The following is a 22,109-nucleotide window of genomic DNA, read 5'->3' on the forward strand; positions in this document are numbered from 1 at the left end:
GGCCTGCACCGCAAGGTGCCCGACGGAGCGGTTCAGCGCTCCTCGGTCGGAGGCCCGGTTGCAGCTTCGAGGGGGACGCTCGACGCGTTGGTGGACCGGACGGCCGGTGGCGCCACGGGACCGGTGGACCCGCCTTCGCCCTCCTACTACACGGGTCGTCCCGAAGTGGCCGACGACCACGTCGCGCGCGCTGTGGCCGGCGACCGCCGTGCCATCGAACGGCTGCTCGGCACCATCCGGCCGTTGGTCGTGAGGTACTGCCGTGCGCGCGTCGGCACGTTCGCGTCGGCGGACGACGTCGCGCAGGACGTGTGCCTGGCCGTGCTGACCGCACTGCCGTCGTACCGCGACCAGGGACGGCCGTTCCTCGCGTTCGTCTACGGCATCGCGGCGCACAAGGTGGCCGACTCGTTCCGCAGCTTCTCGCGCAACCGCGCGGAGGCCGTGCCCGAGCTGCCCGAGTCGATGGACACCGCGGCGGGTCCGGAGCAGCGGGCGATGCAGGGCGAGCTGTCCGACCAGATGTCGAAGCTGCTGCGCGTGCTGCCGGAGAAGCAGCGCGAGATCGTGGTGCTGCGGGTGATGGTGGGACTGTCCGCGGAGGAGACGGCCGAGGCCGTGGGGTCGACGCCCGGCGCGGTGCGGGTGGCCCAGCACCGCGCGCTGACGCGGCTGCGCAAGGAGATCAATAACGCCAGCGGATGAGGTTCGCGACCCCCTGCGGACTGGCGTCCCGGTAGCGCTCGATCTCCCCGCGCCGCACGTCGGCGATGGTGCCCGCGAGCTCCTGGCCGAACGCCTCGGTGAGCACGGTGTCCTTCTCGAACTCGTCGACGGCCTCCCCGAGGGACGCCGGCAGGCGCGGGACGCCGTCGAGCAGCGCCGGGTCGACGTGCAGCCCGTCCGGCAGCGCCGCCTCGGTGGCGATGCCGTCCAGACCGGCGGCGACGACCCCGGCGACGAGCAGGTACGGGTTCGCGGTGAGGTCGAAGCACTTGATCTCGAGGTTGTCCCGGATCAGCCGCAACGCCGTCTCCCGGTTCTCCTCGCCCCACGCTGCGAACGGCGCCGACCACGTGTGCGGCACGAGCCTGAGGTAGCTCGCGAGAGAGGGACAGCCGATCGCGCACAACGCGCGGAGGTGGTGGAGCACTCCGGCGCTGAACTGCTTCGCCTCCTCCTGGAAGCCGTCGAAGAGGTTCGTGCCGTCGCGCCAGAGGCTCACGTGCAGGTGGCCGCCGTTGCCGACGCCGCCGTTGACCACCTTGGGGGAGAACGACGGGCGCATGCCGTGCTTGAGGGTGACGGCGCGGACGGTCTCCTTGACGAGCACGGCGGTGTCCGCGGCGCCGACCAGGTCCTCCGGCGCGGTGGACACCTCGAACTGGCCGGCGGCGTACTCGGGGTGGAACTGCAGGACCTCGACGCCCTGCCGGTCGAGCGCCGCGAGGAGGTCGACGCAGTAGTCGGACAGTTCGACCTGGCGCGCGTGGCCGTAGGCGGACCCGCTCGTCGCGGGCACCCAGTCGTCGGTGTGCGCCTTGCCGACGCACCACTCGATCTCGAACCCGGCCTGGGCGCCGAGGCCCCGCTCGGCGAGCCGCTGGACGGCCCGGCGCGCCTGCAGGCGCTGGTCCATCGGGTACGGGACACCGCTCTGGAAGTGGCGGTCGGCGGGCGCCCACGCCCAGCCCGGCTGGCCCGCGAGCACGGTGAGGCGGTCGAGGTCGGGGTGCAGCCGCAGGTCGCCGACCGGCCCGCCGGCGAACCGGCCCTGGATGATCCAGTCGTCGAACAGGAACACGTCGAACACCGGTGAGGCGCCGACGCCGTGCGCTGCCGCGTGGGCGAGCCGGCGCAGCGGGACGGACTTGGTGCGGGTGATCCCGCTGTTGTCGACCCAGGTGAGCGCGACCACGCGCACGCCCTCGGCGTCGAGCCGGTCGACGAGCCCGGTCGCCCGGTCGAACCGCTGGTCCCGCTCGGCAGAGTCCACGATGCTGAGCTTATGGCCATCCTGCCGTTCGTCGCCGAGATCGGGCTGATCGACCACCACTGCCACGGTGTGTTGCGCACGGACAGCACACGCGCCGAGTTCGAGTCGTTGTTGCTGGAGGCGGACGAGGTCTCGCCGCTGGGCGGCTCGTTCTTCGACTCGGCGGTCGGGTTCGCGGTGCGGAGGTGGTGCGCGCCTCTGCTGGACCTGCCCCGGCACGCGCCCGCGGAGGAGTACCTCGAGCGGAGGAACTCCCTGCACGTCACCGAGGTGACGCGGACGTTCCTGATGGCGTCGGGCATCCACACGTTCCTGGTGGACGGCGGGTTCCAGCCGGAGCGGCTGGTCGCGGGGCCCGACCTGGCCTCGCTGACCGGCGGCGCCGCGCACGAGATCGTGCGGCTGGAGGTGCTGGCGGAGTCGCTGCTGGACGTCGTGCCACCCTCGGAGTTCCTGACCGAGGTGCGGTCGCGGCTCGCCTCCTCGACGGCGGTGGGGGCGAAGTCCGTCGCGGCCTACCGGGCCGGGCTGGACCTGCCGGGAGCGCGGCCGGCCGATGCCGAGGTCGTCGCCGCGGTGTCGGCGCGGGAGCCGGGGCGGCTGGCGGACCCGGTGGTGATCGCGTGGCTCACCTGGGAGGCGCTGGACGCGGGGCTGCCGCTGCAGTTCCACGTGGGGTACGGCGACTCGGACATCGACCTGCACCGGTGCGACCCGTCGCTGCTGACGCCGTTCCTGCGGGCGACGGCTTCGCTTGGGGTGCCCGTGCTGTTGCTGCACAACTACCCGTTCCACCGGCAGGCCGGATACCTCGCGCAGGTGTTCCCGCACGTGTTCTGCGACCTGGGACTGGCGACGCACGGGCTGGGGCACCAGGCGTCGCGCGTGTTCGCCGAGGCGCTGGAGATCGTGCCGTACGGGAAGTTCCTGTTCTCGTCCGACGCGTTCGCGTTGCCCGAGCTGTACTACCTCGGCGCGTTGCTGTTCCGGCAGGCGTTGTCGGACTTCCTCGCCGACGGGTTGCGGCGCGATGCGTTCCTCGAAGAAGACGCGCACCGGATCGCACGGATGATCTCGTCGGAGAACGCGGCACGCGTGTACGAACTGTAGGATTCTGCTCGAACGGGCGTTCGAGAGAGGTGTTCATGGGTCGCAGCGCGAACCTGCCACGCGGCTTGGTCGATCGCTTCCGCGCGCGTGACGGCGTCTGGCCGGACGACACGGGCTGCCGGATGCTGCACGTCGACATGGACGCCTTCTACGCGTCGGTCGAGATCCGCGAACGTCCCGAACTCGCGTCCGTGCCCGTCGTGGTCGGCGGTGTCAGCGGCCGTGGTGTGGTGTGTTCGGCCAACTACCTCGCACGGGAGTACGGCGTGCGGTCCGCGATGCCGACCGCCCACGCGCGCCGGTTGGTCCCGGACGCCGTGTACCTGCCACCGCAGTTCGACCTCTACCACGAGGTGTCGCGCGGGGTCATGGCGATCTTCCGCGACATCACGCCGCTGGTGGAGCCGCTCTCGCTGGACGAGGCGTTCCTGGACGTCGGCGGTGCGCTGCGCCGGCTCGGCCTCACGCCGGGCGGGGTGGGGGAGCTGATCAGGTCCCGCGTCTTCGAGGACCACGGCGTCACGTGCTCGGTCGGGGTGGCGCCGACGAAGTTCCTCGCGAAGCTCGCCTCGGGCATGTGCAAGCCCGACGGCATGATGGTCGTTCCCTCTTCTTCGGTGCTGGAGTTCCTGCACCCGTTGCCGGTGTCGGCCTTGTGGGGCGTGGGCGCGAAGACCGCCGCACGCTTGGAGGAGCTGGGCCTGGAGACGGTCGGCCAGGTCTCCACCACACCGCTGCCGCGCCTGCGCCGCCTGATCGGCGTGGCGCTGGCCGAGCACCTGCACGGCCTGGCCGCGGGCGTGGACGACCGCGCCGTGGTGCCCACGTCGCGCGAGAAGTCGATCGGTGCCGAGGAGACGTTCGAGGTCGACCACCTCGACCGGACCCTGTTGCGCCGCGAGCTGCTGCGCTTGTCCGAACGCTCGGCGTCGTCGTTGCGCCTGAAGGGCCTGCGCGGCCGGACGGTGTCCATCAAGGTCCGCTTCGCCGACTTCACCACGATCACGCGCTCGCGCACCCTGCCCCTCGCGACCGACGTGACCCAGGAGATCTACCGCACGGCCGCCGAGCTCCTCGACACCCAGGTGCCTCCCGGCGCGGTCCGCCTGATCGGCGTCCGGATCGAGGGACTTGACAACGCCGACTCCGCCCAGCAACTCGTCTTCGACGCCCCGGAGAACGGCTGGCGCGAAGCCGACCAAGCCGCCGACCAGGCCCGTTCCCGCTTCGGCTCGCTGGCCATCCGCCCGGCCTCCCTGCTGCGCGACGGTCCCGAGAGGACCGGCCAGACCGCTCCCAAGCCCGAGTGATCGCAACCTGTCCACAACCCGGAAGTTGTCCACAACTTCCCGCTCACCCCACTTCCCCCGGCGCCCCCCACCCCACGATGGACCCATGCGCCACCCCATCGACCTGGAAGCCCTGGGCACCCTCTTCGTCCACCGAGTGGCCCCGGTGGCCGCCCTGCTCCACATCGGACTGTCCGCGTCCCTGATCGACGAGCGCTCCCGCCCGGGAGGCCCGTGGCAGCGCCTGTTCCCCGGCATCTTCCTGCTGACGAGGGCGGGCCCCTCCCGCGAACAGCTCGTCCAGGCCGCCCTCCTCTACGCGGGCGAGCGAGCCATGCTCACCGCGTTCGACGCCCTGTACCTGCACGGCATGAGAGCGGTCCTGCCCACGGCCGACGCGATCCACGTGCTGGCCCCGCGCCACTCCCGCGCCTGGGGCCACGCCACCCTGCGCCTGGAACGCACAGACCGCCTCCCGCGCCCGGTCATCCGCAGGGGCTTCCACGTGGCCCCGCTGGAACGAGCCGCGGTGGACGCCATCCGCCGCACCCGCTCCATCAGCGACACGAAGGCCATCCTCGAGGAGGCCACCCACTACGTGGGCGTGCAGGCCCTGCGCGCCGAACTGGCCCTGGCCCCGCGCAAGGGCACCACCCTGGCCCGCACACTCCTGGGCGAGTCCCCGGCCCGCCGGCTGGAACGAGCGGTGATGGACCGCCGCCCGCTCCCACTACCGCACTCCCGCACTCCGCTGGCCATCAGCTAGCAGCACGGCAGTCCCCGGTGCCCGCCCGGCGCGGGCGGGCACCGGCTCCTCACCCCCGTCGCACCCCACCCCAACACACCCAGCCCCCAACACACCCAGCCCCCAACACACCCAGCCCCCAACACACCCAGCCCCCAACACACCCAGCCCCCAACACACCCAGCGCGCAACACACCGGCGCGATCCGCACCCTCGCGGTGGTCGCTCACCCTCCAGGAGGTCCACTCGCCCACGAGCGCGGCCAGCCCCGCCCCTCGGAGCGCCCTGCCTTGCCCAGCCCGCGCATCGCGTCGACCTGCCCACCGCGTCGACCTGCCCACCGCGTCGACCTGCCCACCGCCTCGACCCGCCCACCGCCTCTGCCCGAACAGCCCGCGCCCCCGTCGTCGAGCCGAGCCGCACCACCCGAACCGCACCCCTCGCCGCCCGGCCGCCCAACTCCCCGCCAACCGACCACAGTCCGTCCCCGACAAGTCCCGCCCGCGGCCCCGCGTCCCCACGGCAGCCTCACCACTCCGCAACCGAACCCCCGACCCGTGACCGCAGCCCGCCTTCCGGCGCACCCCGGCGACGTCCCTCCATCCCGCATCCCGCCGCCCGCATCCCGCCGCCCGCCGACCCCGACCCTCGCCCCCCGACCCTCGCCCCCCGACCCTCGCCCCCTGACCACGCCCTCCGACCCTCGCCCCGGTCCCCGACCCCCGACCCTCGACCCCGGTCCCCGACCCTCGCCCCCTGACCCTCGCCCCAATGCCCGCCCCCCGACCCCGGCCCCAACGCCCGACTCCCGCCCCCGCCCCTGCTCCCGGCCCAGCTGGCCCGGCCTGTCCCTGTGGGTCCAGACCGCCGCCGCACAACCCACAACCCACACCCGCTCATCTGCCCGCGACCCGCCCCGTGCGCCCCGAACCGCACTCCCCGAGCCGGTGCCGACCGGGCGGGAAGGAGGTGTGTCAACCAGTCGTTCGGCCACTCCACCTACGACCCGGGGACGACTTCGTTCCCACCAGCACCGGCCTCCAGACGGAGGTGGCGTGACGCTCGGTGACCCTACGGTCACTGTGACATCACCTCATCGAACACTGGAGGTACCAGTGAGAGCAGGTCAGCGAGGTGCCCGCCGGGGGATCACCGCGCTCGCGCTGTCAGCCGGTCTCGTCGCCGCGACGACGACCGCTGTCGCGCACGCGCAGGAACCACCGCCGGGCCAGCGCGACCAGAGCGTCACGTTGATCACCGGCGACAAGGTCGAGCTCTCGGGCGACCGCGTCGTGCGGTACGTGCCGGGTCCCGGCCGGGGCAAGCTGCCGGTGCGCACCTTCACGCGCGACGGGCACCGGCACGTCGTTCCGGCGGACGCGGTGCCGTTGGTGGGCAACGGGAAGCTCGACCCGCGGTTGTTCGACGTGACGTCGCTGGCCGAGTTCGGCTACGACGACGCGCGGCGCGGCACCGTGCCCGTCATCGTGCGGCCGGCGGCGGGCGCGCGATCGGGGGTGACCGCGCTGGCGGCCACCGGGACCGTCGCGGGACTGGTGATCGGGAAGGCCGACAAGTCCGGCAGCGCCTGGGAGTCGCTGCGCGGCGGTGCGGTCGAGAAGGTCTGGCTCGACGGCGTGCGCAAGCCGGCGCTGGACCGCAGCACCAAGCAGATCGGTGCCCCGCAGGCCTGGCAGGCGGGCATCACCGGCAAGGGCGTGAAGGTCGCCGTGCTCGACACCGGCGTCGACGAGCAGCACCCGGACCTGCAGGGCAGGCAGGTCGCCGAGAAGAACTTCACCGAGTCGCCGGACAACACCGACGAGGTCGGGCACGGCACGCACGTCGCGTCGACCATCGCCAGCAAGGGCGAGCAGTACCGCGGGGTCGCGCCGGATGCCGAGATCCTCGACGGCAAGGTCTGCCGGCCGGGCGGGTGCAGCGAGTCGGCGATTCTCGCCGGCATGCAGTGGGCGGCCGAGCAGGGCGCGCACGTCGTCAACATGAGCTTGGGCGGAGGGGACACCCCGGACGTCGACCCGCTGGAAGAGGCCGTCAACCGGATCTCCCGCGAGACCGGCGCGCTGTTCGTGATCGCGGCGGGCAACTCGGGGGCCCCGGAAACGGTCGGCTCTCCGGGCAGCGCCGAGTCCGCGCTGACCGTGGGCGCGGTCGACCGCAACGACGGCATCGCGCCGTTCTCCAGCCGCGGCCCGGCTGCGGACGGTGCGGTGAAGCCGGACGTCACCGCGCCCGGCGTGGGCATCGTGGCGGCCGAGGCGGGGACGCAGGGCCACGTCGCGATGGACGGCACGTCCATGGCGACCCCGCACGTCGCGGGTGTCGTCGCGCTGCTCAAGCAGCAGCACCCGGACTGGACGGGCGAGCGGCTCAAGGCGACCGTCATGGCGTCGGCGAAGGCCAACCCGGCGCTGACGCCGTTCGACCAGGGCACCGGTCGCGTCGACGTGCCGAAGATGCTGGCGCGGCAGGTGGTCTCCGAGCCGAGCAACATCAACTTCGGCGTGCAGCGGTGGCCGCACGACGACGACCAGAAGATCGTCCGCGAGGTCACCTACCGCAACGCCGGCAGCGAGCCCGTGACGCTCGACCTGACCGTGGACGTCAAGGGACCGGACGGCAAGCCCTCGCCCGCCGGTCTGGTCGCCGTGTCCCCGGCGAAGATCACGGTCCCCGCCGGCGGGGAGGCCAAGGCCGCCGTCACCGCCGACACCAGGGTGACCGCGCCCGACGGCGCCTACAGCGGTGCGATCGCCGCGTCGAACGGCCTGCGCACGCTCATCAGCGTCAACCGCGAGGTCGAGAGCTACGACGTCGGCGTCTCGGTGCTGGGCTTCGACGGCGCGCCGGCCGGCGAGAACCAGAGCACGTACTTCGTCAACACCGCGACCGGCAAGGGGTATCCCGGGTACGGGACCGACGTCCGGCTGCCCAAGGGCGAGTACGTGGTCGACACCAGCGTCGTGAGCCCGGCGGACTTCAAGGTCGCGTTCATCGTGCAGCCGAAGTTCGTCGTGGCGGGCAAGACGTCCATGACGGTCGACGCGCGCATCGCCAAACCGGTGGCGCTCAAGACCCCCGACCCCGCCGCCAAGGGCATGATCGGCACGATCTCGGTCAGCGCCCCGGTCGCGGGCGCGTCCTACCGCCACGGCTGGGCGTTCTTCGACGGACTGGCGGGCCAGGCGTACACGGCCCAGCTCGGGCCGACCGTGCCGAACTTCCTGACCACCATCGCCGAACAGGCGGAAGGCACACCCCGGGACGAGAAGACCCCGGTCAGCTACCGCCTGATGTTCACCGAGAAGGGCATGCCGACCGGCTTCGAACGCACGGTGAAGCCGAACGAACTGGCCGAGATGACGAGCAGCTTCCGCGCAGCGGGCGGCGAGCACGGCGTCGCCGTCCTGCCGCACCCGATCGACGGCGGCGGGGGCTTCGGCTGGTTCGCCCGCGTCCCCGACGGCGGTCGCGCCGTCGACCTCGTCAGCACGGTGACGGGCCAGTGGAGCTGGATCTACGACCACACGAACCCCGCCACCGGCGACGAGTACTCGGCGGAGACCCCGGCACGGTCGTTCAAGGGCGGCAAGAAGTACGCGCAGACGTTCGGCGCCGCAGTCCTCGGCCCGTCCGTCCCGCAGGCGCCCGGCTTCGGCCTCGCGCGGTTCGAGGACCAGATCGCGGTCCGGGTCCCGCTCTTCACCGACAGCAACGGCGGCGCGGGCCGCTTCTTCAACGGAGCCGCCAAGACCGCGCTGTTCCGCAACGGCACCATGGTGGGCGAGTCGGCCACCCCGAGCGGGATCTTCGACGTCCCGGCGGCGGAAGGCGCTTACCGCGCCGAGATGGTGCACACCCGCGAGAACGCCGAGCTGTCGTCGAAGGTCAGCGGCGCCTGGACGTTCAAGTCGGCCACCACCGCGGAGATCACGCACCTGCCGCTCACCGTCGTCCGCTTCCTGCCGAAGCTCGACGACAAGGACACCGCGCACGGCCGTGTGCAGGTCGTCCCGCTGAAGGTCGAGCAGGCGCAGAACACGCCGAAGGTCAGGCGCGTCGCCGTCGAGGTGTCGTTCGACGAGGGCGCGACCTGGAAGCAGGTGCCGGTGGCCGGTGACAAGGCGGTCGTGCACCACCCCAAGGGCGCGAAGTCGGCGTCGCTGCGGGCCAGGACGACGGACGCGGCGGGCAACACGGGTGAGGTGACGATCATCCGGGCCTACAAGATCGCGAGCTGACGGTCGTGCGCGGCCGCGAGATGACGGTCGTACGCGGCCGCGAGATGACGGTCGCGCGTGACTGCGAGATCGCGAGCTGGTAGTCGGGCGCGGCCCGAGCTGACGCGCCAAAGTTGTCAGACCCGCTGACTAGCATCGGAATCGGGGGGCCCACCCCGCGGCGGCACAGGGCCTGGGGTCCCCCGAGTTCGAGCTTAGTCAGCGGGTCTGACACTTTTCGGGCGCTCCGGTGCTGCTTCAGATGTGCCGGCACCGCCCTCACACGCGCCGGCACCGCCCGCCCGCACCGCTAGCGCATGGATTGGCACCGCTCACGAAGCGCCGGTGCCGCTCGCGCACGCGTCGGTACCGCTTTCAGGAGTGCTGGTACCGCTCGCACGCCCGCCGGTAACGCCCACAGGCCCGCAGGTACCGTCCGCACACACGCAGGTACCGTCCGCACACACGCCGGTACCGCCCGCACACCGCCGGTACCGCCCGCACGCCCGCCGGTGCCGCTTCCACACGCGCGAGCACCGCCTGGACTCACGCCGGCACCGCCCTCACCCCCGCCGGTACTGCGCCGGCGACCCCGCCGTAGCCGGGTCCTCGTAACTCCCGGCCTTCCCCCGGTCGACGTGGAACGTCGTCAGCGTCGACACCGGCGACGCCGCGTCCCGCCGGTCGCCGATCACCCGCATGTGCGTGGTGAACCGCTGCGGCGTCACCTCGTACACGTCGTAGCCGTACCTGTTGCCCTCGAAGTACTTCAGGTGCGGGTTCGCGGCGCCCATCACCGGGCCGTTCACCGCGTTCCACTCCGGCGAGTACGCGCCGGAGGTCACCGAGTGCGCCGTGAACTCCGTGCCGATCACCGGCGACGAGAGGTCGTCGAAGTCCGGGCGGATGTCGTCCACGAACGCCGAGTGCCAGTCGCCGGTCAGCACGACCAGGTCCTCGAGGCCGGTGGCGGCCACGTGGCCCAGCACCTCGCGGCGTTCGGCCTGGAAGCCGTCCCACTGGTCGGTGAAGTAGTAGCCGCCGCCGGGGCGGGCCAGCTGCGAGAGCATGATCGAGTTGATCCACACCTGCCACGCCTCGCGGGCGCCCGAGATGCCGTCGAGCAGCCACCTCCTCTGCTCGGCGCCCAGGATCGTGCCGCCGGGGAGGTTCTGGGCGGAGCGGAACTGGCGCAGGTCGAGGACGGTCAGGTCGAGCAGCGAGCCCCACTGGCGGCGGCGGTGGACCTGCGGTTCGAGAGCGCTCCCACTGCGGACCGGCAGGTGCTCGTACCAGGCCTGGTAGGCGGCGGCGCGGCGCTTCACGAACGGGGCCGCGCCCTCGGTTCCGCTGTAGTCGTTGGCGACCTCGTGGTCGTCCCAGGTCAGGTAGAACGGGTGCGCGGCGTGGGCGGCGCGCAGCGACGGGTCGCCCTTGTAGAGGGCGTGGCGGCGCCGGTAGTCCGCAAGGGACAGCACGGCGGGTCCCTCGTGGTCGCGCACCGGGGTGCCGCCGACCTGGCCGTGCTCGTAGATGTAGTCGCCCAGGTGCACGACGAAGTCCAGGTTCTCCGCGGCGATGCCGCGGTGCGCCGCGTAGAAGCCGTCGTGGAACGCCTGGCAGTTGGCCGTCGCGAAGCGCACCCTCGACACCGGCCCGACGGGGGCGGTGCGGGTGCGTCCCACGCGGCTGGTCCTGCCGAGCGCGGAGAACCGGTAATAGTAGGTGCGGCCGGGGACGAGACCGGGCACGGGCACGTGGACGCTGTGCCCCAACAGGTTCGACGCGGCGACGCTGCCGGACGCCACGGGGTGGCGCAGGGCCTGGTCGGACGCGAGGACCCACCGCACCTCGACGACCTCGGGCAGCGGCTGCTCGAACGCGAGCGGTTCCGGCGCGAGCCTCGTCCAGAGGATCACGCTGTCCGGCAACGGGTCCCCGGAGCCCACGCCCAGCGTGAACGGCGCCGGGTCCCACGAGGCGCCGAGGTCCAGCGCGGCCGCGTGGGCCTCCACAGGGGACAAACCCGCCGACAGCGGCCACACGGTCCCGAGCGCACCGGCGGCCGCCGCCGCGCGCAGGAGGTCACGTCGGTTCAGCATCAGCGGCTCCCGACCGTGAAGGAGATGTTGTCGGCGTAGCCGTCGTTCGACGTACCGGCACCGGACCGGGTCAGCTGCAGGGTCACCACGGCGACCGAACTGCCCGGCGGCACCGTTCCCGCGGACCGGCGCTCGACCAGGCCCGTGCGGCCCGAGCGCTCCTCCGCCGTCACCGGGCCGAGCACGACCAGACCGCGCGGTGTGCCGCCGGGGTCGAGGAACTCGACGGACAACCGGGCGCCGTCCTGTTGCGAGGCGTAGCCGCCGAGCCAGGCGGAGACCTCGAACTGAGACGCGCCCGGCGGCAGCGTGACTCTCTGTCGCAGGGTGCTCAGGGGTGTGTCGCCGCCGCCGAAGAACGCGGCGCCGCGCGCGGCGGGACCCGGATCACCGGGGCCCGGATAGCCCTGGCCCGTGTCGTACCGCAGCACGACGGGGGCGCCCGCGACGGTGAGCCAGCCGGTCAGGCCCTGCTCGGCGTCGCCGTTGACGAGGAGTTCGGTCATGCGACTGATCCGAGCAAGCGGGGCTTGCGCTGTCGAGTCGCGGGCCCGAACTCGGTGTGAACGGAAGGCCACAAGGGCCGGTTGGGGGCCTCGCGGACCCCTCGCCGCTGCCCCAGGAGGATGATGGTGACAGAACCGACCGTATGAGAAGGGCCACTGGGTAGTCGCCGGGGCTCGCGACTCGTATCCTGGAGGGTGACGTCCCCAGGGTGGGTCGTCCGCCGGGTTCGGCGGAAACCGAGAACACCCGGCGCCCGCGACCGCTGTGCCGGAGGAGGAACGATGCCACTCTCCGAGCACGAGCAGCGACTGCTCGACCAGATCGAGCGCGCGCTCTACGCCGAAGACCCGAAGTTCGCATCCACCGTACGAGGCGCCAAGCTGCGGCGGCCGTCCAAGCGGCGCCGTGTGCAAGGCATCGTGTTGTTCGTGGTCGGTGTGGCCGCGCTCATCACCGGCGTGATGCTGCCGCAGCTCGCGATCGCCAGCATTCCCGTGGTGAGCGTCTTCGGCTTCCTGCTCATGTTCTTCGGTGTGCTCATCACCCTGACGACGTTGCGTCGCGGTGAGCAGGTCGCCGAGGGCGGGCAGGAGGACGGCAAGCCAGCGCGCAGCCGCAGCTCGTTCTCCGAACGGATGGAAGAGCGCTTCCGCCGTCGCTTCGACGAGGAGCAGTAGGACTTCCAGGTCCGACGACAACGGGCCCGCCCCCCGAAGGGGAGCGGGCCCGTCGCCTTGTGCCGGGGGAGCTACACCGGAACGGGCTCGCGGTCCGGTGTCTCCGCCACCGCCGCGGGGGCCCGCTTGAGCACCGACCTCGGGAAGAGCCTCGCCCGCAACGACAGCGGCGAGTTCTGCCGCAACGACTGCCGCACCGCCGCCAGCGCGCCCGGCAACGCCGGGTCGGCCGTCGGGTTCGCGCTGTACCAGGACCGCTCGATCGCCCCGATCACCGTGCGCAGACCGGTCCTGCCCGCCTCGTCCAGGTTGTGCTCGCGGGCGAGCCGGCGCGCGGCGGCCCTGATCGTCTCGGCCGCGGGCGCCGACGCGCCCCGGTCGACCGACTCCGCCATGAGCTCGCTCCACGCCGCGCCCGACGCGTCCGCGCCGAGCGCCGCGACGGTGTGCAGGCGGTTGTGCCGGCGCACCCCGCGCACGAGCAGCGGCGCGAGGACGAGCCCCAGCACCACCAGCGGCACGGCGAGCCACCACGAGAGCAACGCGGCCGCGAGGCCGACGCCGATGAGCCACAGCCCTGCCGCGGCCGGGATCAGCAGCTTGCGCGCCCACGACACCCCGGCGAGACCCGCGCCGATCACGCCGAGCAGCGCGAGCACCAGGAACCCCGTCAGCAGGACGGCCAGCACCAGCACGATCGCCAGCGCCCACAGGTGCCACGGCTGCGGCCCCTCGGTCCCGGCCTGCGCCACCGTCTGGTCGCCCCCGTCGTCCTCGGCGGCGGCCGACTGCTGGGCCGGCCCGGTCGAGGACGGCGCCGACGACTCGGTCGTCGTGTTCGCCGTCGGCTGCTCCTCCGCACCCGGCGCGGTCTCGCGCAGGTACGGCGGCACGACGCCGCGGCCGTCGGAGATCGGCGTCGGGTCGAAGGTCATCCAGCCGTGGTTCGGGAAGAAGATCTCGACCCACGCGTGCGCGTCGTCGGTGCTGATCACCCGGTAGGCGTTGTCCGCGGCCGCGACACCGGCGGTGAAGCCGATCGCGACCCGCGACGGCAGGCCGACCACGCGGGCCATCACGGCCATCGCCGACGCGTACTGCTCGCAGTAGCCGACCTTCGTCTTCGTCACGAACTCGGTCAGGGCGTCCTTGTCGAGGTCGCCCTGGGTCTTGAGGTCGTACTTGAAATCGCTCGTCGGGCTGTTGAAGAACGCCGTGAGCGCGGCGGCCTTGTCGAAGTCGTTGGTCGCGTCCTTCACGATGCTGTTCGCGAGGTCGATCACCGGCTGCTCGACACCGTCGAACTTGTAGTACTCGCCGTCGACCAGGTTCTTCGGGCCGGACGCGAGCCGCAGTGCCTGCTTGGTGGGCGTCGAGAGCACCGTGTCGATCTCGTACGGCTCCGGCTCGCGCTCCCGCTGCGAGAAGATGACGCCCTTCTTGGTGTCGAAGCGGTAGTCGTCCTCGGGGGTGTCGATGCGGCGGACCGAGCCGTAGGTCGGCAGCCAGAAGCTCTTCCAGTCGCGCGGCTCGATGTTGATCCGCGTCGTCTTGCCCTCGCCGCGGTCGCCCGGCTGCGGCGGCAGCTCGCCGCGCGCGGGCTGGCCGCCGGGGTCGGTGCCGCGTTCCCAGCCCTTGTTCGGCACGTACCGGGCGAGCGTGGTCGCGCGCATGTAGGTCTGCTCCGGCAGGCCCCGCACGTGGAAGACCTCGGCGGTCTTGCCGCGGTTGAGCATGCCGCGCAACGACGTCATCTCGCTCAGGCCGATGCCGCCCTTGCCGCCCCCGCCGGTGCCGCCGCCGGGCAGCCTGCCGACCGTGCCGACGATCGTGAACCCGGCGCCGACGAGCAGCGCGATCACCATCGCGATGCTCGCCACCGTCGTCGCGGACCCGCCGGAACCGCTCGCCGAACCGGACCCGAGCCGGCCCCGCCACGCCTCGTGCCGGTGCTGGCCGTCGACCGCGAGCAGCATCGCGAACGCCGCCGCGCCCAGGACGAACGTCCAGAACGGCAGCATCTCGTCGGCCAGCGACGCGGGCACCGCGAACACGCACAGCAGCACCAGGCCCGACGCCGCCGGGGCCGCCGCGGCCACGGCCAGCGTGTCCACCAGCACCGCGACCAGGCCGATCGCGAGCACCACGAGCGCCTGGATCGCGGGCGTCGCGTGCACCGGCGGCACGCCGGTCTGCACCTGCGCCACCGACTCCGCGAGCACGTCGCCGAGCTCGCCCAGCGCGTCCGGGCCGGGCAGGAACAGGAAGACGCCCGACCGCGTGTGCAACGCGGTGAGCAGGCACAGCAGCACCGCGACCTGGGCGATCGCCACGAGCGGCGGCGTCAGCCTGGTCGCGCGCAGGAACGCGCCGGTCACGGTGATCGCGACGATCACCACGCCGATCCGCACCAGCCACAGGTCGCCCTCGATCACGCCCGAGAGCGCGGTCGAGGCGCACAGCACGGCCAGTGCCGCGATCCACGGCGTCGCCGACGTGAACCACTCCGGCTCCCTGCCCTTCGCGGGAGCGGCGGAACGGGTCGCCATGTCAGACCACCTCCGAGCGAACCGACGGTCCCCGGTTGCCTGCCGAGGCGCACAACTCCTGCCACACCTGCTGCATCGACGCCGACGGCTTCGCGATCGCCACGCCCCAGCCGGCGCCGGTCAGCATCCGCCGCGCGTCGTCGGGGTCGGGCGCCGCGGCGTCCGTGCCGCCCGCCCACGCGTTCACGTCGAGCAGCACGGCCAGGCTGCGCATGCCGCGCGGCCGGTACCGGATGAGCTCCTCCACCGACGCGGGCGAGACGCCGCCGAGCACCGCGATGACCTCCTGGCCCGCGCCGGGGTCGATCCCGCCGCTGAGCTCACGCCGGTGCGAGCCCTGCAGCGCCGCGAGCGAGTCCAGCACCACGTGGTCGCTGTGCCCGCCGTCGGACGACCCGCCCGCGAGCACCCGCCCGTCCTCGGAGACCAGGCGGACCTGGTGGCCGAAGTGGTGCAGGTGCAGGCAGACCGACGCCACGAACGAGATCGCCCACTCCAGCGACGCCGCCGGCCCGCTGCCGCGGTGCGCGTGCACCCGGTGGTCGAGCAGCACCGTCGTGCCGCCGCGCCACGGGCGTTCCTCGACGCGCACCATCAGCTCGTCACGCCGGGCCGTCGACCGCCAGTGGACCTTGCGCAGGTCGTCGCCCTGGCGGTACGGCCGCACCACCGCGTCGTCCTCGCCCTGGCCCGCGCGCAGCCGCACCGAGCCGTCGTCGCCCGCGCCCATGCCCGAGCCCCCGGGCAGGCCGCCGAGCCGGACCACCCGCGGCACGACCACGAGCCGCGACCGGCCGGCGAGCTCGCGGTCGAACTCCGCGAGGCCGAACGGGTCGGTGATCCGCGCCATCAGCGGCCCGACCTGCTGGACGCCGCGCATCACCGGCTTGAGCGGGTAGCGCAGCGTCGTGGGCGTGTTGCGCGGCAGCCGCTCCACCAGGAACCGCGGCCGCGCGCCCAGCGCGTACGGCACCGTGTCCTCCAGCATCAGGCCACCCGTGGGCAGCCGGCCGGTGCTGTGCAGGTCGAGCTTCACCTCGGACGCCGCCCCGACCGGCACCCTGCTCGGCGCGAGGTACCGGGCGGCGTGCAGCCCCACCCTGGCCCGCGTCGCGAGCCACGCCGCGAGCAGCGGCAGCGCGATCACGAACGCGGCGACCCGCAGGAGGTCGCGCTCGTTGAGGACCGCGGCGCACACCCCGGCGGCGAACCCCGCGGCCAGCAAGCATCTTCCGCGTGTGGTCAGACCGGAGAGTGCGGTGCGCATCGTCAGCGAGGAGTCCCTGCGTTGTTGTTGTTCATGTTCCGGACGAACGCCGCGCTCGGGTCCAGTGCCGCCGTGGGCACCGGCACGCGCTGCAGCAACGCCCTGATCAGGTCCGCGGGGGACCGGCGGGCGGCCTGGGCCTCCGCCGTCAGCACGAGCCGGTGCGCGAGCACCGGGATCGCGATCGAGTGGATGTCGTCCGGCACCACGAAGTCGCGGCCGGCGAGCGCCGCCTGCGCGCGGGCGGCGCGTACGAGGTGCAGGGTCGACCGCGGCGAGGCGCCCAGCCGCAGCTCCGGCAGCCGGCGGGTGGCCGACACCAGCTCGACGGCGTACCGGCGCACCTCGGGGGAGAGGTGCACGCGGCGCACGGCCTCGATCAGCCGCAGGATCTGCGCCGCGTCCGAGACGGGCCGCAGGTCGTCGAGCGGGTTGTGGCCCGAGTGCTCGTCGACCATGGCGAGCTCGGCCTGCGGGTCCGGGTAGCCGACCGACACGCGGGCGGTGAACCGGTCGCGCTGCGCCTCCGGCAGGGCGTAGGTGCCCTCCATCTCGATCGGGTTCTGGGTCGCGATGACCATGAACGGCGAACCGAGGGGGTAGGTGTTCGCGTCGACCGTGACCTGGTGCTCCTCCATGCACTCCAGCAGCGCGGACTGCGTCTTGGGGGAGGCGCGGTTGATCTCGTCGCCGACGACGATGTTCGCGAAGATCGGCCCCGGCCGGAACTCGAAGTCGTTCTCCTGCCGGTTGTAGATCGACGAGCCGGTGATGTCGCTCGGCAGCAGGTCGGGTGTGAACTGCACGCGGCTCACGGTGCAGTCGATCGACCGGGCCAGCGCTTTCGCGAGCGAGGTCTTGCCGACGCCCGGCACGTCCTCGACCAGGAGGTGCCCTTCGGCGAGCAGTGTCACGAGAGCGAGGCGGACCACGTCGGGTTTGCCGACGAGCACCCGCTCGACGTTGGCGGCGATCCGCTGGACGGCGCCGTGCAACTCTCCCAGGACTTGATCGACCGGCGCATGAGAGTTCGCGCTTGGGCTTCCCGGTGTCACTAAACCTCCAGCAGCCGTGTCCGGAACACGGACGTGTGAGCGTTTCACGCAGTGTGTCAAACCACGGCTAAGTGCCCTACACCTGCGGGCCAGATCGGGTTTGCTCCACCAGTTTCCACCTTCCCCCACCACCGGGCCCCAACCCCCGGTTTTGGCCGAAATTTCTAGGCCGTTCGAGTGGCAAATCCGGGCTGGAGGCTCACCCGCGAAGGTGGAGCCTGATCGTTTCCCCCACCGTCCCCCCACGCCGCCCCACGGCTGCGACCAGGGAAAACGAGGTGAGACATGGTGCGTGAGCACCTGTTTCAACGTTGACTGTGGTGAAAAGTGGGGTACTGTGGCGGCCGGTGGGGCAGACGGGGGCTCCACCGCCGGTCCGTCGCCCGGCGAGGGAGGTGGCTGCCGATGTTCCTCGGCACTCACTACCCGCGTCTGGACGACAAGGGCCGGCTGACACTGCCTGCGAAGTTCCGGGACGAACTGGCGGGAGGTCTCATGGTCACCAAGGGCCAGGACCACTGCCTGTACGTGTTCCCCCGGGCTGAGTTCGAGCAGATGGCGAGGAAGGTCGCCGAGGCGCCGTTCACCAACGACGCCGTACGCGCCTACCAGCGTTATCTGTTCGCAGGTACGGACGAGCAGCGTCCGGACGGTCAGGGCCGGGTCCTGATCGCGCCGGAACTGCGGCGGTACGCCGGGCTGACCAAGGAGTGCGTGGTCGTCGGCGCGTTCACCAGGTTGGAGATCTGGGACGCGGCGGCCTGGCAGACCTATCTCGAGGAGCACGAGGACGGCTACGCCACGGCTCGCGAGGAGGTCATACCGGGCGTCTTCTGATGGCGGTCAGCCGAGCAACAGGCCGGACGTTCCACACGTGATTCGGGTGCCGTGAGGCCTCGGTCCGCTCGACAACCGGCCCTGGCGCACCTTCCCCGGCGCCAGGTCCGACGGGCGGGCGGGGACCTGACGTCACCCGATCGCGCATTCAGGGGAGTAGAGGGACGATGGATCAGCCGCGGCACGTTCCGGTGCTGCTGGACCGCGTCCTGGAACTCCTCGCTCCGGCGTTGCGGGACAGGCCCGCCGTCGTCGTCGACACGACGCTCGGCATGGGCGGCCACTCCGACGCGCTGGTGAGCGCCCACCCCGAGCTCACGCTCATCGGGCTCGACCGCGACCCCCAGGCCATCGAGATGGCGGGCAAGCGGCTCGCGCCCCACGGCGACCGGGTCAAGCTCGTCAACGTCACCTACGACCACATCGCCGAGGCCGTGCACGACCTCGGCTTCGCCCACGTCGACGGCGTGCTGATGGATCTCGGCGTCTCCTCGCTGCAGCTCGACGAACAGGAGCGCGGGTTCGCCTACTCCAAGGACGCCCCGCTCGACATGCGGATGTCCAAGGGCAGCGGCATGACGGCGGCGGACGTGCTGAACACCTACTCGCACGGCGACCTCGCGCGGATCCTCTCCACCTACGGCGAGGAGCGGTTCGCGGGCAAGATCGCCTCCGCGGTGCTCCGGGAGCGCGAGAAGGAGCCGTTCACGAACTCCGGCCGGCTCGTCGAGCTGCTCTACGCCGTGGTGCCCGCGGCGTCGCGGCGCACCGGCGGGCACCCGGCCAAGCGCACGTTCCAGGCGTTGCGGATCGAGGTCAACGGCGAGCTGGAGTCGTTGCGGCTGGCCCTCCCAGCGGCGCTGGGCGTGCTGGGCGTGGGCGGCCGGATCGTCGTCGAGTCGTACCAGTCCCTCGAGGACCGGATGGTGAAGCACGCGTTCGCGGAGCTGGCGAAGTCGAAGACGCCGCCGGGTCTGCCCGTGGAGCTGCCGGGTCACGGACCGGAGCTCAAGCTGCTCACGAAGGGCGCGGAGCTCGCGTCCGAGCAGGAGATCGAGGACAACCCGCGTGCGGCCCCGGTGCGGCTGCGCGCGGCGGAGCGGATCGGAGACCCGAGATGACGGCACCCGCACGGGTCGGTGGGTCGTCTCCCCGAGACCCCTCCAGGAAGAAGACCGACGACCGCGACAAGGCGCGGCGGCGGTCCGCCGGAGCCGAGCGCGCCTACGCCCGGCGGGCGCAGCGCGCCCAGAACCTGCGCGGAGGCGCCGCGGCGCCGCTGGCCAAGCAGGTGTCGAAGGCCCCGTTCGTCGTCCTCGTGATGCTCGTGCTGGGCGCGGGCGTCGCCGGGATCATGTACTTCTCGACCCAGGCCGCCGCCGACACCTACCGCCTGCAGGAGGCGCGGTCGGAGGCGGAGAAGCTGACGTTGCAGATGGAGCAGCTGCGCCGCGAGGTGGCGCTGCTCGAGTCGCCGACCGACCTCGCCCGCCGGGCCACCGAGATGGGCCTCGTCGAGCCGTCGAACCCGGCGCGGCTGCGGCAGAACCCGGACGGTTCGGTCGAGGAGTTCGGCAAGCCGAGCGCGCCGACCAAGTCGACGCCACCGCCCCCGCCGTCCTCCGAGCCGCCCCCGCCGCCGGCGGGGCAGAACCAGCCCTCCGGCCAGAACCCGCCCGCGGGTCAGACGCCGCCGACCGGTGAGCAGCAGCAGGGTCAGAACCCCCCGGCGGGTGGCTGATGCCGGGTCCGCAGCAGAGGGGACCGCGCCGCCCGTTGTCGGTGCGCGGCCCCCGTCCCACCGCGCGCACCGGCGGCAACAGCAAGGTGCGCCTCGCCGTGGGCCGCGTCCTGCTGATCGGCGCGCTGCTGGTCGCGGGCGTGAAGCTCGTGCAGGTGCAGGGCATCCAGGCCGGTGAGCTCGCCGAGCAGGCCGAGAAGCAGCGGATCACCAACCAGAACATCCCCGCCGAGCGCGGGTCGATCCTCGACCGCAACGGCAACCAGCTCGCGTTCTCGATCGAGGTGCGCGCGCTCTACATCCTCCCGCAGCGGGCCCGCAAGGACTGGGACGACGCCCGCGCGAAGAACCCCGGGCAGTACCCGCTGACCTACGACGACCACGCGCGGGAGGTCGCCAAGTTCATCTCGGCGACGCTCGGCCCGCAGGTCAACGGCGAGAAGACCGACGAGGAGTCGGTCTACCGGCAGCTCGTCAAGGACATCAGCTACGAGGTCCTGGTGAGCGAGGCGGAGCCCGCCAAGGCCGCGAAGATCGTCGAGAAGTACCCGGCGGAGATCGGCTCCGAGTACCGCTCGAAGCGCATCTACCCGAACGGCGAGCTGGCGTCGAACATCATCGGCGCCGCGAACTGGCGCCAGGACGAGAAGCCGCCGACGACCCAGGGCATCCTCGGCCTGGAGAGCGCGCAGGACAACCTGCTGGCCGGCCGCATGGGCCGGCGCGTGGTCGACACGATGTCCGGCGACGACTCCGTGGTCATCCCGAACACCGAGCGCGAGCTCGTGAAGCCGCAGCCGGGCAAGAGCCTCGAGCTCACGATCGACATCGACACGCAGTACGCCGTCCAGCGGATGGTCAGCGACTACGTGAAGAAATCGGGCGCCAAGAACGGGTCCGCGGTCGTGCTGGAGAGCCGCACCGGCGAGATCGTCGCGATGGCCAACGACAAGACCTACGACCCGACCGACTTCGGCAAGGCGAACGAGGAGCAGCTGCGCAACGGCGCGGTGTCGTCGAGCTTCGAGCCCGGCTCGGTGAACAAGATCGTCACCGCCGCCGCGGCCGTCGAGTACGGGCTGCACAAGCCGGACGACGTGCTGCAGGTCCCGGGCTCGATCAAGGTCGCCGACCGGGTCATCAGGGACGCGTGGACGCACGGCACCGTGCCCATGTCGTTCACCGGCGTGTTCGCGAAGTCGTCCAACGTCGGCACGCTGATGGCCGCGCAGGACGTCGGCAAGGAGCGCTACGCCGAGATGCTGCAGAAGTTCGGCCTCGGCAAGCGCACCCAGTCCGGCGTGCCCGCCGAGGAGTCCGGTGTCGTGCCGCCGCTCAACCAGTGGTCCGGCTCGACGTTCGGCAACCTGCCGATCGGCCAGGGCCTCTCGATGACCCTGCTGCAGATGACCGGCATGTACCAGGCCATCGCCAACGACGGCCTGCGCGTCCCGCCGCGGCTCATCCGCGCCGAGATCGGCGAGGAGGGCGCGCGGTCGGAGAAGGCGCGTCCCGAGGGCGTGCGGGTGGTCTCGCCGGAGACCGCGAAGACCGTCCGCGACATGTTCCGCTCGGTCACGCAGTCGGACACGCGCGACGCGAACCAGAACGGCACGGGCAAGGCGGCGGCGCTGCCGGGCTACCAGATCGCCGGCAAGACCGGCACGGCCCAGCAGATCGACCCGACCTGCAAGTGCTACTCGCAGTCGCAGTACTGGATCACCTTCGCCGGCATCCTGCCCGCGGACAACCCGCGCTACGTCGTCGGCATCATGCTCGACGCGCCGAACGGGACCCAGTTCAGCTCCTCGGCCGCGCCGCTGTTCCACGACATCGCCACTTACCTGACCCAGCGGTTCCAGGTGCCCATGTCGGCGGAGCAGACGCCGTTCGTCCAGCTTCAGATGTAGCTCCGGGGCGCCGCACGGCGGCCGCTCGCTCTCCGCGGGCCGCGGTCGCACCGTGCCGCCCGGCGCCCTGACAGGCCCTTCCA

16 protein-coding genes are annotated in these 22,109 nt (G+C 72.2%); 10 read left to right on the forward strand and 6 right to left on the reverse strand.

All coding sequences use genetic code 11. The features are described from left to right. Positions 1 to 165: 165 nt before the first annotated feature. Positions 166 to 705, forward strand: a complete 540-nt coding sequence (locus tag ACFWGZ_RS04545) for a sigma-70 family RNA polymerase sigma factor (RefSeq protein ID WP_382450080.1) — start codon at positions 166 to 168, stop codon at positions 703 to 705. Here ACFWGZ_RS04545 and ACFWGZ_RS04550 read toward each other — a convergent pair. Beyond that, complete coding sequence (locus ACFWGZ_RS04550; RefSeq protein WP_382450064.1) at positions 686 to 1,996, reverse strand: glutamine synthetase; 1,311 nt, start codon at positions 1,994 to 1,996, stop codon at positions 686 to 688. The two genes, ACFWGZ_RS04545 and ACFWGZ_RS04550, sit on opposite strands and share 20 nt — an antisense overlap. Before the next feature lie 12 nt (positions 1,997 to 2,008). Here ACFWGZ_RS04550 and ACFWGZ_RS04555 point away from each other — a divergent pair, with 12 nt between their 5' ends. The 4 genes from ACFWGZ_RS04555 (at position 2,009) to ACFWGZ_RS04570 (ending at position 9,402) form a co-directional block, all read left to right on the forward strand. Next, positions 2,009 to 3,106 (forward strand): amidohydrolase family protein, encoded by a 1,098-nt coding sequence (locus tag ACFWGZ_RS04555; RefSeq protein ID WP_382450065.1) that lies wholly within the window; start codon positions 2,009 to 2,011, stop codon positions 3,104 to 3,106. 35 nt (positions 3,107 to 3,141) lie between these two features. Beyond that, a complete protein-coding gene (gene dinB / locus ACFWGZ_RS04560; RefSeq protein WP_382450066.1) occupies positions 3,142 to 4,416 on the forward strand; it encodes a DNA polymerase IV in 1,275 nt (424 codons plus the stop codon). An 85-nt stretch (positions 4,417 to 4,501) separates the two neighbouring features. Beyond that, positions 4,502 to 5,161 carry a hypothetical protein gene (locus ACFWGZ_RS04565; protein WP_382450067.1) on the forward strand — a complete coding sequence of 220 codons (660 nt, stop codon included), beginning with the start codon at positions 4,502 to 4,504 and terminating at the stop codon, positions 5,159 to 5,161. A 1,094-nt stretch (positions 5,162 to 6,255) separates the two neighbouring features. After that, a complete protein-coding gene (locus tag ACFWGZ_RS04570) occupies positions 6,256 to 9,402 on the forward strand; it encodes a S8 family serine peptidase (RefSeq protein ID WP_382450068.1) in 3,147 nt (1,048 codons plus the stop codon). A 542-nt stretch (positions 9,403 to 9,944) separates the two neighbouring features. Here the strand turns inward: ACFWGZ_RS04570 and ACFWGZ_RS04575 are convergent. Next, on the reverse strand, positions 9,945 to 11,483 hold the full coding sequence (locus tag ACFWGZ_RS04575; RefSeq protein WP_382450069.1) for an alkaline phosphatase D family protein: 1,539 nt from the start codon (positions 11,481 to 11,483) through the stop codon (positions 9,945 to 9,947). Beyond that, positions 11,483 to 11,989 carry a hypothetical protein gene (locus ACFWGZ_RS04580; RefSeq protein ID WP_382450070.1) on the reverse strand — a complete coding sequence of 169 codons (507 nt, stop codon included), beginning with the start codon at positions 11,987 to 11,989 and terminating at the stop codon, positions 11,483 to 11,485. Before ACFWGZ_RS04580 ends, ACFWGZ_RS04575 begins: the two co-directional genes overlap by 1 nt. A gap of 282 nt (positions 11,990 to 12,271) precedes the next feature. Between ACFWGZ_RS04580 and ACFWGZ_RS04585 the strand changes: the two genes are divergently transcribed. After that, positions 12,272 to 12,667 (forward strand): DUF3040 domain-containing protein, encoded by a 396-nt coding sequence (locus tag ACFWGZ_RS04585; RefSeq protein WP_382450071.1) that lies wholly within the window; start codon positions 12,272 to 12,274, stop codon positions 12,665 to 12,667. A 71-nt stretch (positions 12,668 to 12,738) separates the two neighbouring features. Here ACFWGZ_RS04585 and ACFWGZ_RS04590 read toward each other — a convergent pair whose 3' ends face one another. The 3 genes from ACFWGZ_RS04590 to ACFWGZ_RS04600 are packed head-to-tail and all read right to left on the reverse strand — an operon-like array spanning position 12,739 to position 17,538. Next, positions 12,739 to 15,216, reverse strand: a complete 2,478-nt coding sequence (locus ACFWGZ_RS04590) for a transglutaminaseTgpA domain-containing protein (RefSeq protein WP_382450072.1) — start codon at positions 15,214 to 15,216, stop codon at positions 12,739 to 12,741. A 1-nt stretch (position 15,217) separates the two neighbouring features. After that, positions 15,218 to 16,483: a DUF58 domain-containing protein gene (locus ACFWGZ_RS04595; protein ID WP_382450073.1), complete on the reverse strand. Its 1,266-nt coding sequence runs from the start codon at positions 16,481 to 16,483 to the stop codon at positions 15,218 to 15,220. A gap of 2 nt (positions 16,484 to 16,485) precedes the next feature. Beyond that, on the reverse strand, positions 16,486 to 17,538 hold the full coding sequence (locus ACFWGZ_RS04600; RefSeq protein WP_382450074.1) for an AAA family ATPase: 1,053 nt from the start codon (positions 17,536 to 17,538) through the stop codon (positions 16,486 to 16,488). A 405-nt stretch (positions 17,539 to 17,943) separates the two neighbouring features. On the opposite strand from ACFWGZ_RS04600, the gene mraZ reads away from it, so the two are divergent. The 4 genes from mraZ to ACFWGZ_RS04620 all read left to right on the forward strand — a co-directional run bounded on the left by mraZ (position 17,944) and on the right by ACFWGZ_RS04620 (position 22,026). After that, a complete protein-coding gene (mraZ, locus tag ACFWGZ_RS04605; RefSeq protein WP_030471832.1) occupies positions 17,944 to 18,375 on the forward strand; it encodes a division/cell wall cluster transcriptional repressor MraZ in 432 nt (143 codons plus the stop codon). 167 nt (positions 18,376 to 18,542) lie between these two features. Further along, positions 18,543 to 19,496, forward strand: coding sequence for a 16S rRNA (cytosine(1402)-N(4))-methyltransferase RsmH (gene rsmH / locus ACFWGZ_RS04610; RefSeq protein WP_382450075.1), 954 nt, complete (start codon positions 18,543 to 18,545; stop codon positions 19,494 to 19,496). Then, positions 19,493 to 20,116 (forward strand): hypothetical protein, encoded by a 624-nt coding sequence (locus tag ACFWGZ_RS04615; RefSeq protein ID WP_382450076.1) that lies wholly within the window; start codon positions 19,493 to 19,495, stop codon positions 20,114 to 20,116. Before rsmH ends, ACFWGZ_RS04615 begins: the two co-directional genes overlap by 4 nt. Continuing rightward, entirely contained in the window at positions 20,116 to 22,026 is a 1,911-nt protein-coding gene (locus ACFWGZ_RS04620) for a peptidoglycan D,D-transpeptidase FtsI family protein (RefSeq protein WP_382450077.1), read from the forward strand. The genes ACFWGZ_RS04615 and ACFWGZ_RS04620 overlap by 1 nt, the downstream gene beginning before the upstream one ends. Positions 22,027 to 22,109: the final 83 nt, after the last annotated feature.

This window comes from Lentzea sp. NPDC060358 (assembly GCF_042725365.1).
GTDB lineage: Bacteria > Actinomycetota > Actinomycetes > Mycobacteriales > Pseudonocardiaceae > Lentzea.

Bases quoted from the DNA above. Each gene is read 5' to 3' on its own strand.
- ACFWGZ_RS04580 (WP_382450070.1), bottom strand. From the start codon at position 11,989: ATGACCGAACTCCTCGTCAACGGCGACGCCGAGCAGGGCCTGACCGGC.
- ACFWGZ_RS04565 (WP_382450067.1), top strand. From the start codon at position 4,502: ATGCGCCACCCCATCGACCTGGAAGCCCTGGGCACCCTCTTCGTCCAC.
- ACFWGZ_RS04575 (WP_382450069.1), bottom strand. From the start codon at position 11,483: ATGCTGAACCGACGTGACCTCCTGCGCGCGGCGGCGGCCGCCGGTGCG.
- mraZ (WP_030471832.1), top strand. From the start codon at position 17,944: ATGTTCCTCGGCACTCACTACCCGCGTCTGGACGACAAGGGCCGGCTG.
- ACFWGZ_RS04620 (WP_382450077.1), top strand. From the start codon at position 20,116: ATGCCGGGTCCGCAGCAGAGGGGACCGCGCCGCCCGTTGTCGGTGCGC.
- rsmH (WP_382450075.1), top strand. From the start codon at position 18,543: ATGGATCAGCCGCGGCACGTTCCGGTGCTGCTGGACCGCGTCCTGGAA.
- ACFWGZ_RS04595 (WP_382450073.1), bottom strand. From the start codon at position 16,483: ATGCGCACCGCACTCTCCGGTCTGACCACACGCGGAAGATGCTTGCTG.
- ACFWGZ_RS04590 (WP_382450072.1), bottom strand. From the start codon at position 15,216: ATGGCGACCCGTTCCGCCGCTCCCGCGAAGGGCAGGGAGCCGGAGTGG.
- dinB (WP_382450066.1), top strand. From the start codon at position 3,142: ATGGGTCGCAGCGCGAACCTGCCACGCGGCTTGGTCGATCGCTTCCGC.
- ACFWGZ_RS04555 (WP_382450065.1), top strand. From the start codon at position 2,009: ATGGCCATCCTGCCGTTCGTCGCCGAGATCGGGCTGATCGACCACCAC.
- ACFWGZ_RS04615 (WP_382450076.1), top strand. From the start codon at position 19,493: ATGACGGCACCCGCACGGGTCGGTGGGTCGTCTCCCCGAGACCCCTCC.
- ACFWGZ_RS04585 (WP_382450071.1), top strand. From the start codon at position 12,272: ATGCCACTCTCCGAGCACGAGCAGCGACTGCTCGACCAGATCGAGCGC.